The 15,581-nt window shown below is 23.2% G+C and carries 3 protein-coding genes; all 3 read right to left on the bottom strand.

The annotated features are described in order from the left end of the window. Positions 1 to 1,853 precede the first annotated feature (1,853 nt). Complete coding sequence (rsfS, locus tag GFV14_RS01465) at positions 1,854 to 2,180, bottom strand: ribosome silencing factor (RefSeq protein ID WP_457914668.1); 327 nt, start codon at positions 2,178 to 2,180, stop codon at positions 1,854 to 1,856. A 2,647-nt stretch (positions 2,181 to 4,827) separates the two neighbouring features. Continuing rightward, positions 4,828 to 5,862, bottom strand: a complete 1,035-nt coding sequence (gene holA, locus GFV14_RS01470; RefSeq protein ID WP_457914570.1) for a DNA polymerase III subunit delta — start codon at positions 5,860 to 5,862, stop codon at positions 4,828 to 4,830. 6,097 nt (positions 5,863 to 11,959) lie between these two features. Further along, a complete protein-coding gene (gene pgl, locus GFV14_RS01475) occupies positions 11,960 to 12,946 on the bottom strand; it encodes a 6-phosphogluconolactonase (protein ID WP_457914571.1) in 987 nt (328 codons plus the stop codon). Between the last annotated feature and the right edge of the window lie 2,635 nt (positions 12,947 to 15,581).

Raw genomic sequence — 15,581 nt, forward strand, 5'->3', positions numbered from 1 at the left:
TTTAGTTATATTAACATAAATTGCGGTTACAAGAATTTTAGATATACTGTTAGTAGTAAAATTAGTTAATTTTCTCTGTGGATTTAAATCTATAGATTGAATCATCATTTAATTGTTATGAGTGTAATGTTTCATACATCATTTAGTGTTTTTATTTTTTTTAATAAGTATACTTACTATGTAATCTGAGGTAATAAAAGTAATAATGCTCAGCACTTAATGTATACCTACGTAGGGGTTTATATAGCTAATATATTGATAAGCTATTGATTATTTCTTAGAAAAGAAGACACTGAAGATTACAATAATAAAATTTTCATTAGTTTGTGTTGCAACGTATAATCACTACATTGCTTCTATGAATTTTTTAAAAGTCATCTTTTGGATCTGTAAAAATATTGCAATATTAAATCTAGTCATCAAACAATAAGTGTTGAATCATTATAATTAACGAGAAGTAAAATATACCAAAAAAGTATATATATTATTGTTTATATCTATATTTTAAAATAAAGACATAAAAAATAAAATATTGTATTACTAAACGTATTTTACGTATTGTCTATAACATATTATCTCGCATGATCAAGAGAAAAGATAATACTTAGAATCATTAATACACTTTTTCTATTAATTTTCTTAAATTAATAGGAACTATAAATTGAATTACATAATCAGTGTTTTAATAAATTTCTTATTTGGTTAAGTAATACTATTATCTGCTCTATATGATAAGTATATTTTAAGAAAAAAAATGAAAGAAGCAGAAGAAAAAAATATGTAATAAATGACAATAACAACAAAGTACTGAGTTTCTGACTCTTTTTAGTTAACAATAGATTAAAAATGAGATGTAACCACTCACATGCAACTTTCAAGGTTGAATACTAAGACAATAAGTAATATAAGTAGAAATAAAGACCATAAGATTAATGATTATATTTGCATAATAGGTATAGCTGTTAGAATTAGTTAATCGATTAAACTGTTATTAGTACTGCTATTTTACCAACTCCAGTAGATTCAAAGTAAATCATATTATCGCTAAATTTAGCGTTTTATGTATTTTAGTTATTTATCTATAAAGATAAATAACGATTAATAAGATAACATAGAAAATGCTGGTATAAGCGTAATGTTCTCATAGAATTGTAAATGATATTGGTATTATCATAATTATAATTATAAATTTTGTAGTGATTTATCTTATTTTATTCTATGTAGAGACAGAAAAGAGAAATATTTAAAGCATAATCATATTTATATATAGATATACTGAGTGTGATATGTTTCTTATTTTTATAATTGTTATATTTTATATAATCTTGTATATTTTTTGTTGAGTTTTAATTTATTGTTACCTAATAAATTATGATTGAATATATGCCTGACTAGAATATTAACACATGAACCCGTGTACATATTTTTACGATAACAACAATGATGAGTTTATTGTCAACCGGGTAAATAAGTGTTATTTGACACTGTCGTTGATACGTAGGAACATTCTTGATGTTAGAGATTTCATAACTAAATATCTGCAGAACATTAAGATAATAAAAATTTATTAGGTGTGTACTAAATAAGCTATATTTATCTGTTTTATTAGATGTGTCAGAAAACGTTATATGTTTTTCAGCACTACATCTTAATATTCAGAATGAACATAGCTCATTTTAGTTGTGTTTTATCTTCGTATTTTAAAGCACTTTTAAAATCTACATTTTTATTTTTTCTGAAATGTTAAGTAGTAAAATAGTATTTTTTTGAAAACGTTAAAGATCATTCATAAATCTGGATTAGAATCTCTTGTAGTCTTTTAGTTCCTGCAGAAAGTAATTGTAACTTCATATTTAGCTCCAAAGTTTTTCTAGTTCATACATGCGACGGCTTTCATCCTGCATGATATGAACAATTGCTTCACCAAGATCGACAACGATCCAGTCTGAAACACCTTGACCTTCAATACCAAGAAATTGTAAATTATTTTTACGGCATGCATCAGTTAATCGGTTTGCTATAGATATTAAGTGACGGTTTGATGTTCCTGTACAAATAATCATTTTGTCGGTAATGCTTGATTTTCCATGGACATTAATAGAAATAATCTCTTTAGCTTTTCCATAATCAAGTTGGTTGATAATAAATTGTTGGAGTTGAATTCCTTGCAAGAAGCGCACCTTTTCTTTAAATGATATAGAGTTATAGATAAAATTATTCAAGTTATCTCTATATAATTACTCAATCTATTCATGAGTAGTATCAATAATATCTTATTCAGTTAGATTGGTTATGTAAACCCAGATATAAACATAAGGTATAATGGGTATGATGTTTAATAGTGTTAATAATATATTATTTATTTAGATAAAATTTATTTTATTTTCATTTTTAAAAATCATCTGTTAGATGATGTATATTGCAACGATTGTAATTTATATGAAAAATTTTCATTATGGTAAGTAATTTATACTAATTTTACTATACATTAAGAAATAATTGTTTACTTATATTAGCAATAATCTATCTTGCTAATGACAGCATACATAGGTGAAGATTATGCTATTTTAACTATGTAATGATCTTATTTTGAAAGTATGTTATAAAAATATTTTTACCTATATAGCATTTAAATTATTTTTAAGATTAATAATTAGAATGATTGTGTGAGACTAATGGCATGTTTATCTTAGTTTATTAATTAAAACGTAATTTAATAATTTTAACTTCTAATAATAAAATAAATATAATTTAATATTGTAAATTGATATAACAATATATGCAAGGGACAAAATAACTCTTAACTCATGCACTTTTATACTTATTTTATTTTTCTTAAAGAGCAAACATCAAGATAAGATGTAAATGTTATAAAATCGTATGTGTAATGATAGCTTATAAGAGTGTATATCTGTTTAATCACTTAAAATCAATGAATATTCATGCGAAGTGTATAGCATGAAGTTAAACTTCGTATCCGTTTTTTTTGATTGATCTGTATAAGAGAACATACTAACTATCAAAGTTCTGTATTTATAGTAGACAGAAATATTTATTTATAATTCATTGTTTGTGAGGTTAGAAAGAAAGGTATATTTATTTTTACGAAATTTTTAAATAAAATTTACATATTCATTTTATTTTCTGTATATTATAGATAAAATATTTAAGATATTCAGAGGTAATAAATAAAATACGTTTGGAGTGATTTACTTATGATTATATAAAGTAGATACATAATTTCAATGAACTGTTTAAAGATTTAATATTATTTTTTAATACATCAAAATTATTTATAGTAAGTAATTTTGTTGATTCCTTTATCCTAAATCTGACAATAAAGAAGCTCTTTAGATTTAGTATATATCTTTTTATTAAATATACATTATTGTAATTATTGAATAGGCTATCTTATTTGTTAATAAAACTTAAATAGTTAACAGATTTTAATTTTTCAGAGAGTGATTATTGTTAAAGGATCAGAAATAAAGTATAGTTATTTGATATAAATTCAATTTATTTTAGTTATCTATTGTATATTTCTTTAGTTAAATTTATATTTTTTCTAAAAGTTTAATATCATTTAAGTATGTATAGATGAGTAAGTGAAAATCATTAAGTAATTATTTAAGTGATTGTGTCCTTTAATTAATAAAACAAATCTTTGATTAAAGTTACAAAATAATGATTTGTTTATTAATATTATGTTATCGTAAAGATGATAACATTGTGATATACATAAAAATATATTTAGAATTTTTTAAACGTATTTATTTTACGTATTTTTTATAATGAGAATATTCAAAAGTAGAAGTATTAGTTAAAATATTTAAAATAATTCAACTCTCATTGCTGATTATTTTATAATGAACAATAACTTTAGAAATCAATTTATACAAGTATTTTATGTACTTTAATGTCTGCTAAAAAATCAGATATACATACAATCTTCTTATGAGATATTTTATAGTGCCAGTAATTATATTATTAAAAATGTGAGAACAAAAAACGTCAGACATAAAACTAAACTTACTGTAGAAAACTGTAAGCGTAGGTGGTTAAATAAGTATTCGTAGTATTTAAAACTCAACTGCGCTTTGTGAACACTTATTTATTTAAAGTGTTAAGAATAGAAATATTCTTCTGAAAAGTGATGATTCTGATAAAAGCATTTAACATAAAATAAAATATTATGCTAAAATACAATGTTTTCTTATAAAATATTTGGTAATAATTTGTAATATTATAGATAGAAAATGTTTTGATAGATTTAGCTTATGTAACAATTGATGCAATTCATAAAACAGCATGAATAGATAAGGTTTATATAGAAAAGTATATGTAACATGTTTGTAATATTGTACTTTCAATCGTTGAGATAAAAATGATATATTTTATATTGTAACGTTATTCTTAGCCTTAGATTATTGAATCTTAAGGGTATTTTGTCTCAAAATATTAATTAAGACTTAAAAAAATGATAAAAATATTTAAACATTTCTGTGCAGGTTTAAATTTATGCATCTGATAGCAATATTATTATTGTTGAATAGAAATGATACTATATAAGCTGTACTAAAAATAAAGGGCTATCATAATGCCTGTAATATTAATAGTAAGCAGAACGTTGTGTAGCTAAGCTTTAAGATATTAAATTGTTATTTAAGAATTAATTTTAGTTATAAGGAATATTACACGCTATAATTTAGTATCGAGAATCATTTTATAACTGAATTTAATTTTTTTAATACTAAGACAGAGTAAAATATTCATAGTGAATAGATGTCTTTAATATCTTAACTAAACTAAATTTACATATTTTTACGTTTAAAGTGTATAAATAAAATTCCTTGGTAAAGAATTAGCACATATTAACGTAGTTAAAGATTGTAAATTAAGCCATACAGAATAGCTAAAATCTTTTTTAAGATTTAGCTCTATTTGCATTAATAAACGAAATGCAGATTGTAATTGGTATAGACTAAGACGTTGAAAAGCACTGATGAGCAAAAACCGGCGATTTTTCCAGATTTTATATTGATCGAGTAATAATTTTAATGATATAGTTTTAGATTGACGCTTTAACGTTAGTAAAAGCATCAATGTACGCTGAATAGATCTTAATAAGATAATTGTTTCGATGTTTTCTTGTTCGAGATGTTTGAGAATATGCCATGCACGCTGCAATTTTCCCTCTAACATTGCATCTATCCATAGATGTGGCATGAAATAAGGTGAGTCATTAACTACGCTTTCAACACGTGAAAGCGTTAATTTTCCATCGGGGAAAAGTAGTGATAGATGTGTTAACACCTGAGATAATGCAAGCAAGTTTCCTTCATAGCAGTGACAAAGTAATTGATTCGCTTCTGCGTCTAAAATAAGCTTCATACCATGCGCACGTTTGGTTACCCATTTTGGGAGCTGTTGATATTCAGGGATTGAACAACTGATATATACACCTTCGAAACTAAGAGCTTTAAACCAATCACTCTTTTCTTGTATTTTTGTTATTTTTTTTCCGCACAGCAATAATAGTAAATTGGAGTGAAGTAACTGAGATAATTGAGTTAGTTTTCCCGCCATAGAAATATTTGGGCCATTTTCTGGTAAAATTAATTTTAGTAATTGTCGTGTAGAAAATAAACTAAAAGTTTTGCAGAGATGAAAGATTTCGTTCCAATCAGTATGTTGCTCAAGAGAAAAAGTGAAATGTTCTTTAAATCCTTGAGATTTTGCGGTTTTACGGATCGCATCTTCACTTTCTTGAATTAAAAGCGGCTCATTCCCCCATATTAGATAACGGTTTTTTAGAGAGTCTTGCAACTGAGAGGCTAGTTGTTCAGGGTATAAGCAAATCATTATGACTGCATATAAAAGATGATTTTTTCTATATTTTCTTTTTTAAGATCAGTATTAAGAATAATTAGTCTTTTGTGAACTAAGATGCGATCTGTTTTTTTAGAAAATTTTTGTTGAGCTAACTCATTTTTTTGCATTTTTTTATTATTAATGAATGATAGAAGAAGATACGTTTCACTTGCTTTTTTTGTGAAGAAAATACAATTTTAGCATCAAGAATTTTGTATTAAGAACAAAAGGTAGCTTTTTTTAAATGTTATACCATTTAATAAATAGATATAGTTTCTATATTTTCTTATTTTAAAATTAGAATGTTAACTTTGTATTTTCAATTCTATTATACTAAACAGTACTTAGTTTAAGTTACTGTTTAGTGGTTCCGAGGGATGCATTATAAGACGACTTTAAACGTAATGATAATATTTTCAATGCATCAGGAATCTATATTATTTTTTACAAACAAATAAAGCATTTAGTGTAAGTAGTACTTAACAGGTTAAGTAACCAAATTATTAAATTTAAAAATTTACAAATAATATATGTTACTTTATAAATATTATGCCTTCTAGGAATTTTTAGCCTTATATTGTATATATTATATTAAGTAAAATATCTAATTTGCATTAGCTAGTACTATGATTTATAAAATTTATTTTATGATTAAATTAAATAAAATGCATTTTTATTAATTATTATTTTTATTTACAAATAAATATTTAATAAATTAATATGCTTTTGTAATGTATCATATATTTTTAAGTATGTACAAGAAATAATTAATAAGAGAATTAGAGTGATGACTTAAAGTAATTATTGTATAAAAGTATATTGTTGTTCAGTTTTGTGAGTACATGCATTAATTGTATTGATTTTCTTTATAAAAAATACCATATATAAAATATGGTGAAAAATAAAATGGTCAATGACTTGCATCATTAATTTATAGAAATTACGATATAAATTATTTTATTCACTAGTGAATAAAATAATATTTTAAATTTGCATAATTTTTGATAGAAGAGAATTTACAATATGTTTTGTAATGTGTTACTCAAGTAAAAATAAAGTAGTTGACTCTTTTAATCATAAACTGTTTGCCATTCTATAGCTAGAATTTAGTATAATTATAAATCATCGTACAATATTTCACTAGTATTTTAAAGTTATTAATTGAAAATAAATACCGTTATTGTCAATGTAAAGATGTTTATGAAAATACAAATTAATTTTTAGAATGAATGTGTGTAACAATATAATTTTTATAATATTTTACACTAACATCTCTGCTAACAAATCAAAAAATATTGCTTCTCTCTTTAATAGAGAGTTATAAAGGCATACTGCAAGTATGATTCGATTAATGTAATAAATATATTCAACTACTTATTACAACTCATTCATGTTATATTACGCATAAATAAACGAAGAAAACGGACACATATAAAGTCTATGATACTCGCATACAAGATCATTAATATATTAATTAAATAAATAATGATTAGTTAATGAACTTAAGATTTCATATGCTTTATAGTATTATAAGAAAATATAATATGCGTAGTGCTATAAATACTTTATAAAGGTATATTTTTTAAAAAAATCAAGTTAGTAATTAATGATATTTATTTATTTGGCATTAGCTTTATTTAGCTTAAGTATGTTGTTCACTTTAATATTATTCAACAAAATAATAAAAAGTTTATTTTTAAAACTATCAATAAAGTGCTATATTTTATATGTTTTAATTACAAGTATCAAATTCAAATAACATGGATAAAAAAGTTTCGTTACTTAAACAATTGTTAATTCTATCTTGATTTTAGGTTATTGCTAGTAATTTTAGATATTTTATAAGATCTAAAATGTTATTTAATCTGCTTGATCTTTCTTAGATGACTATGAATGTTTTCAATTATTATTGCTGCAATGTCAGATTAATGATCTATAGTATTTATTATCATTACTTTAATAGCAGATGATCTTATGTATGCATTCTAAGTTTCGTTGATCGTAAGAAGAAAAGAAATTCCGCAAGTAAGATATTTTATTAACAATATATAGCCTCTCATGTAATTAAGTAATTTTAAATTTATTTATGAGTAATAAATAGATCTTTGTTATGTTTTTTTAATTTATTTTTGACTTCCAGATTTACTATTTTTATAGTAGAATTTTGTGATAAAAACTTAGTTTATTAAAATTGAAATATTAGTTTTATTATCAGAAAGATTAAGATAGTACAGTCGGAAGTGACGGAAATAGTGAATTTTATTGTTTCTAATAACACTCAAGGTTGATTTAGTAAATTCTGATCAACTTATCTTATTGTATTATATTATTTTAAGTTTTTGAAGGAATTTTAGATATGATTAAGGTTGTTCAGTATTGTTTATGTATAAACTATAGTTTTAATGCACTACTGAAGCTTTTTTAACGGGCGTATTACGCTGTCATTAGTAACTATAGATGATTGATGTGTTTTGAGTGTTTTTAAATCATGCTGGTACTAGTTTACTGTTATATTTGATATTTCTAGTTTTTTTATTATCAGTTAGTGAATAATTATTACTTATAATAATAGTCATTAGGCTCGTACAAGGCTGAGTTGCACGACTCGAGTCATCAATAAATTAATAAAAAGACTTTTTAACTAATAGTTTGTAGTATATTTTTTTATATATATACTAATTTTTGAGATATAACATCATTAGTTATGTAAGTAATACGTATATTTTATATATATTCGTCCAGAAGATAATGATACATAGATAGTCAGTGGTAATGCTGTTATTCTATTTTATTTTATAATTTGTAAAACGTCTTTTTATTTTAGCTATATTTGTAGTACTTTCGATTGTATATCACTTATCAGATACTACTATTGTACATAGTAGTGGTAATCTTATAGATTACAAAGGACTATTAGTAAATTGAATATCTTATTTTAATTTATTTTTAAAGAATATGGAATATTATAATCGAAAATCACGATAGTAAATTAGTTAACCCTGTAACGAAAAACGGGATAGTATTTTTTAAAAAATACAAAAGTCTTACTTTAAGACTTAATAATTTAACTGACATTTAAGAATTATAAAAATTTGTATAATAACATCGAAAGATGCCTTACTATCTCAATTTTGATTGCGTTATTTTTTTGGATAGTTTAATTTATCAATTCATATCTAATGTTATTAAAAAAGTTGTTTGTAATAATACTGTTATAGATATGTTGATCTATAATCTGATATTTTAATAAACGAAGAGAAGTAATATATTATTTTTTGTCTTGAATATTTTTACTTGGAGCTTCTGTTTTAATAATAACTTTTCATTTTCTATTTTTATTGGAAAAATTTATTTACAGGTGATTAAAGTTACTAAAACATTTTTTTATTTTTTTATTTAAGGGTAACATCAAATATTTTGGTAATTATTGCAAAGTTCGGGAAAGTTTTTAGTCAATTTAGTAGCATAGTAATTAAATTTATGTAAAACACTACAAGTAGTAACGCGGGCATGTCTTGCTACTTAAACACTGGTCAGAGAATTTATTTGCATCACTAGAGCATTGACGAACATTTACATTATTTGGACTGTTTATTTAGTTCTCTTATTGTTTTTCTATGAAGCATTGTCATATAAATAATAATTAAATATTAAATAATAAAAAGATATAAAATCACTTTATATGTTAAAAATATAAAAATTTTTCTATACGTGTATTTAAATATTTGTATTATTTATCTGAATATTATGCACTAAATCATACATTTTTTTTGAATTAATTTAAGAAATTTTAATATTTTATTTGTCTAGATTTACCATATAACTCAGATAGTTAATGGATAGAATGATATTAGATTCTTGTGTTTTAATTATGTAGCTTAATGCATATTTTAAATATAATACATTATTTAGATAAATTTTACGGTAATAAAATAATACTTTTTTAAAATTTATTCATTATGTGTTTTAAACATAATTATTATGTGAAGTTTATTAAAATAAACAATTAATGTTATTAATATCAATAGAAAAAGTTCAGTAAATTAAATGCTTTTAAATCAAAAATGAGAATATTAAATTGCAAATAAAAAATTAAGATATACAAGTATTTAATGTTTTATTACGCTCTCTAAAAAGCAATTTCTGGTTCAAGTACTCCCTCATAATTTTTTAGAAAGAATATTATATATTGATATTCTCAACTGTAGAAAAAGAAATTCTTTCGATAGGTGTAAAGATAAAATTTTTATTAAAGTAATGGGAGTGAAATTAGTTATAAATGTTTGGAATATCAAGATAATTTTTCTGATTATTGATATGAAAAACGTTCAGCATACGGATAAAATTTATTAAATAAAATGTGTTAAATGATATTATTCTAGAATAATGGTCATGATATTACACTATTAAGGTAAATACTAAAGATTTTCCCTATTATAATAAAACGTTATGAATAAAATTATAAATAGAAAAATTTTATAATGGTTTGTAATTTACACAAAATTTTTTACATCTGCAAAACTACTTCAGTAGTTAGTTGTGATATTTATTCAATATTTACTCATAAGGTAGTGTGTACTATATACTAAATGCATGGAGTTGAGATAGGAAAAGTATGGTAAATGCTATATTTACTCTAATCTTGAAAATGTAACTATTAAAATATATAAAATTAGCAAAAAAATTTTTCTAAATCACAAAAAGCTGTGAGAAATATTTCAAGATTTATCGTCGTGTATTATTTTAGAATTGATTGTTGTATTTTGTGTAGAATAAGACTCATCATTTTTTTAAAATATTGTTTTTGATATTGCTTTAGAAAAGTTTATAATTTATCATATATTTTATATGGTTAGAACTGAAAATTGAGAATTATCTTCAGTGATTCATGATCTTTAAAACTTCTCGAGTAATGTTGTAAATAGTATGATGATTAACGCTACATAGTAGGATTAATATCGTATCGTTTTTACTCTTCTATGCTGATCTTGATATTGAAGTTTAATGTCCATCTTAAAAAAAAGATGGATGCCACATTAAAATAGTACATCATAGAATATTTTTAGTGAATTCATATTCTAATTTGTCTAACTTAATTAGTTATAAATGTTATTTCTTATTCTTCTTTCTGAATAATTTTTTTATTTTTTTAAGTGATTTTAGATTAAAAATATACAATTTTTATTAAATACATGTTAGAACTAATGATATAATGTTATGCAATACTATTATGATGTTTTTTATTACGACAATATTTAGTTCTTATAAAGACGATTATTCCATTAAGTATGATTGAATATATTTTGGTTATTGTAGTTTTAGAAATTATTAAGTGTTTTTATGTAATAAGAGATAATAAAAACTAAATTAATATAATAAAAGAATGTGTAAATATTTTTTATGATTTCTTATATTTAATAACATTTTCTCTATAATTTAATGTAAATTCAATTGTTTAATATTTTAAACAATTGAAAAGATATAATTTATTATGTTTCTCTATCGTAATAAACGCGCTGAGTATTATAATACTCGTTATTCAAGTTAGTAAGTTTTTAATGATATTACAGATATTATCTTAGATATTTTACGTATATAAATAATCTGATGCGCACTAAAATATATTTCAATTACTTTGTATGATACGAGATGATACGAGATGATACGAGATGATATGTAGTGACTACTATGATATAGAGTAAAACTTATGCGTTGACTACAAGGGCTGTTTAATTTTATATTTTCTTCTCTAGCTGCATTGTAAAATTTTTATGACCTGTATATCTATTTTTTAAAATTTTTGATATAAATTGTCATAAAATTTATCTTATCCATCTTGAATAATGCTAAAATAGAATCTCTAACTATATTCTTAAAATTTTTTCTTCAATAGATTAAAATGACTTCTATTTCCAAGGATCTTCCTTTTTTATAGTATATAAATTTGCTGAGCTAGTTATAATGATTTTATTGTTTAAAATATTTTTGACTTATTATTAATTCTTAATTCTTGTATTATTCTGATAGAATATGTTAAAGTAATTATATTAAAAAATTTTTAGAGATTAACATTTATTAGTCAATCATTTTAAAAAGCTAATACTGTAACCCATATTGGATTGTTTCCCACTGGGTAGCAGTTAATTTGTGTCAGTTTTCCTGTGATAGAATCAATTGCAGATACTGCAATATTATTTGTTTTTTGACCACTTGAAATTAAAAAACGTCCTGTAGTATCAATATTAAAACTCCGAGGTTGCTTTACTGTTGGGTAAATATTTTCTAAAGTTAATGTTTTTCCATTGTTAGAAATTAAGAAATGGCTAATATAGCTATCTGAACGTTCACTAGCATAAAGATGCCTACCATCGGGTGTTATATGAATATCTGCAGCCCAGCAAAAAATTTTCTTTTCTTCCGGATATATATTAATATGTTGTATTTGACGATAACATGTATATTTGTAATATACATTAATGGTTGAATGGAGTTCGTTAAGACAATAAATTATTTTTTCTTTTGGATGGAATGCAATGTGACGAGGTCCAGAGCCTTTTTCTGTGCTAATTTTATCTTCTGAAGATTCAGTTAAGCGACCATCTTTGTTTAATTTAAATAAACGGATATTATCTTCCCCTAAACATGGTACCCATAACTGTTTGTTATCTATATCAATATATGAAGAATGTGGGTTACCTAACCCTTCAACTACATGAATTGCACTTTGTGGTATACCATTGCTATTAATCGGTAGAACGGTTAAATTATTTTGATGATAAGATGGGATAAATAAATATTTTCCATTACGATCTAATGATAAATGTACTGGTATACTCGGAATGGGTATTTCAGATTTTAAATAGAGTATACCTGTTTTTTCAACTTGATAAGTTATAATTCGAACATTCAATCGAACACCAACATAAAGGTATTTTTTATCATGGCTTAATACCATTGTTTGTACTTGATCGGGTGTTGTTACAGTTTGTAATAACGTGAGCTCACCGGATTGATTCATCGACCAAACATGGATTTTATAATTCCAAGAGCTTGCGATATAAATAACTTGATACATCTTTATTCCTTATTTTATTATAAATATATATTTTTATGGCAAGTGAGTTTAAAGATGCTAACTTATGACAAAACAGATCGTGAAGAGTAAAAATAGTATTTTTATATAATAGTAAAATAATACATATTAAATTGAAAACTAAAAGTTTGTATTTTTGTACTGTTCTAAATTTTTATATTTGGTGATATCAACGATTTCGTTTAGCACATAGATATAGACTATCCATAAAGTTGCACTTGTATTACTATAATTTTTCACGTATTTCATATATATAAATAATTGTATATAAAATAATATTTATCTAGAGATCTTTTTACATGTAAGATTATTTATTGCTACTGATATTTTGTTGGTTACACTTATAGTTGTTTACTACACTATATCATTTAATATTGGAAAATTTTTACTGTAATTGTAATTTTTTTAAGAGCTACATTTATATTCGTAAAGTTATATATACTGATTAATTAAAAAAGTTGTATGAGCACTTGAGTTCTTGTTAATAATGGACGTTGCTAAATATATTTTCATTCTAGTTTTAGCGTACTGTGCTATATTTTTAATTCTACGTTTTGAAAGAGTAATATTATTTTATATTCATACTTTGAATATTACTAGTAGCATATTTTTTAGAACATGTTGTATTGTATATAAAGAAATATAAAAAATTTATAAGTATTTATATCTTTTAAATAAGTATTTATATCTTTTAAATAAGTATTTATATCTTTTAAATAAGTATTTATATCATGAGGTAAAAAATATATATAAATATTATATTAACTTGACTTATTTATTACACTCTCGCATCAAAAAGTATGAATATAGAAGTATGTTTTGTAAAATTAATAAATTTACTTAATAATAGTTATTTTATTTATAAATTCTGTTGCACTTAGTAACTTTTTATTACTTTTGATAAAATATTAATAATGTTAATTATTTTTAATAAAGAAAGTTTTTCGTTTTTAAAACGATATTTAATATTTACATTGTGCATATGTTAAATTCTATTAATCTTTATAGTGTTTTTTAGCTGACTACAGATTGTGTTGCTAAAAACTGACTGTATGTGCTCTGATGTTAATATTAAACATCGTTGATATAAATTTTCCTTAGATTTTTTCAAGATGACTATTCATTGATTTCTCTTTATTGATTGATTTTAGTTTGCATAAATATATTAACTTATTTGAGTTTAAGCTTAAGTTTATTGTGCTGTAATCAAACCTCATAATGAAAATTTTTAGAATACCAATAAGTTTTGATTTTATTATCGTAAATTTAGAAAACAGTCTCTATAGTTTGAACTTAATAACAACTGCAAGCTGTAGATGTTAGCACTTAATTATTCAGTAATGCTATGTTTTCATACATTGTGTATACTCTTTTAGAGTAGAGATTATTCAAATGATTATTGATATTAATTTTGCAATTCTTAAACGAGATAAAAGTAGACACTAGTGATGATTATTACTTATACAATAGATGGTTAGAAATTATACACATGATTACTTGAACGGCTTCTCTGTTCAACTAAACTAGAAAGACAGTGATTTTTACTTTTTGTAAATAGAAATGTATTACTGTTCAACGAAATTGTTTATAATACTTCGTGATTATAACTGATATAAATAATTAATTTCAGGTATTGATTAAAAAAATAGTTGCTTGTTTATTTTAAAACTGTCGGTAGAATTCTACGATTTATTTTTTAATAGATATTTATCTAGCCCATGAGCACAAGATAAAGTTTTTGTTATTATAATAGTGGTTGAACGTCTGTTTAAAATTTTATTTATTTTACTTAAAATATATGATTTTGTATAATTTGAAAATTTATATATTTTATTTTATTTTTTTAAGATTTAAGAAAATTTAAGTATATATGTGTTCAACGCTTATTTTATGGTTATAATATCTTCATTGCTTAACTATTACTCACTAAATAGTTGTTGTAATTATTTTAATAATGAATAAATTGAATGCATTACAATTTCTATTAGATAATCATAAATCATGATCAATGCATTGCACGCTCATTCATAAAATATAGAAGTATATAAAGACTTACCTTTTTTCCTTTTTTTACTTATTTTATTGAGAGTTAATAATGTTGTTTATATTTGTAAGTCATTGTTTTAAAAATTAAATATTATTTTGTTGTTTTCAAAAAATACTAATGTATTGCTTCGATGTATGTATAAGTTAATCTATATATCATAGCTGAGTTCAATATTATTTTCTTTTAACTGTATTAAATTCTTCTGCAGAAGGTAAGTATATATTTATATATTTTTCTGACTAAAAAATAGATTTGGAGATTGTCCTATTCCTATAACCGGGTTTCTTTAATTTTACTATACTTACAGTGATAACAAGTATGATATTATATATTCATGACACATTATACTAATTTTTTGATAATGTGTAACCATGTTCAGGGTTTCTGGTGATATTTATGAAATTATGACTATACTAAATAGTATAAATCAATTCAATTATGCGCTGAACTGTGTGTTCAAAAAAAAGTACTTAAGAAAAAGTGTCTAAATTTTTTGCGTTTATATTAGAAAATGTAGAGTAGATATATTATTGTTCAACATGTTTAAATATATAGCTTTAGATTGATTGA

Source organism: Candidatus Hartigia pinicola (assembly GCA_020541205.1).
GTDB classification, from domain to species: Bacteria; Pseudomonadota; Gammaproteobacteria; order Enterobacterales; family Enterobacteriaceae; genus Hartigia; species Hartigia pinicola.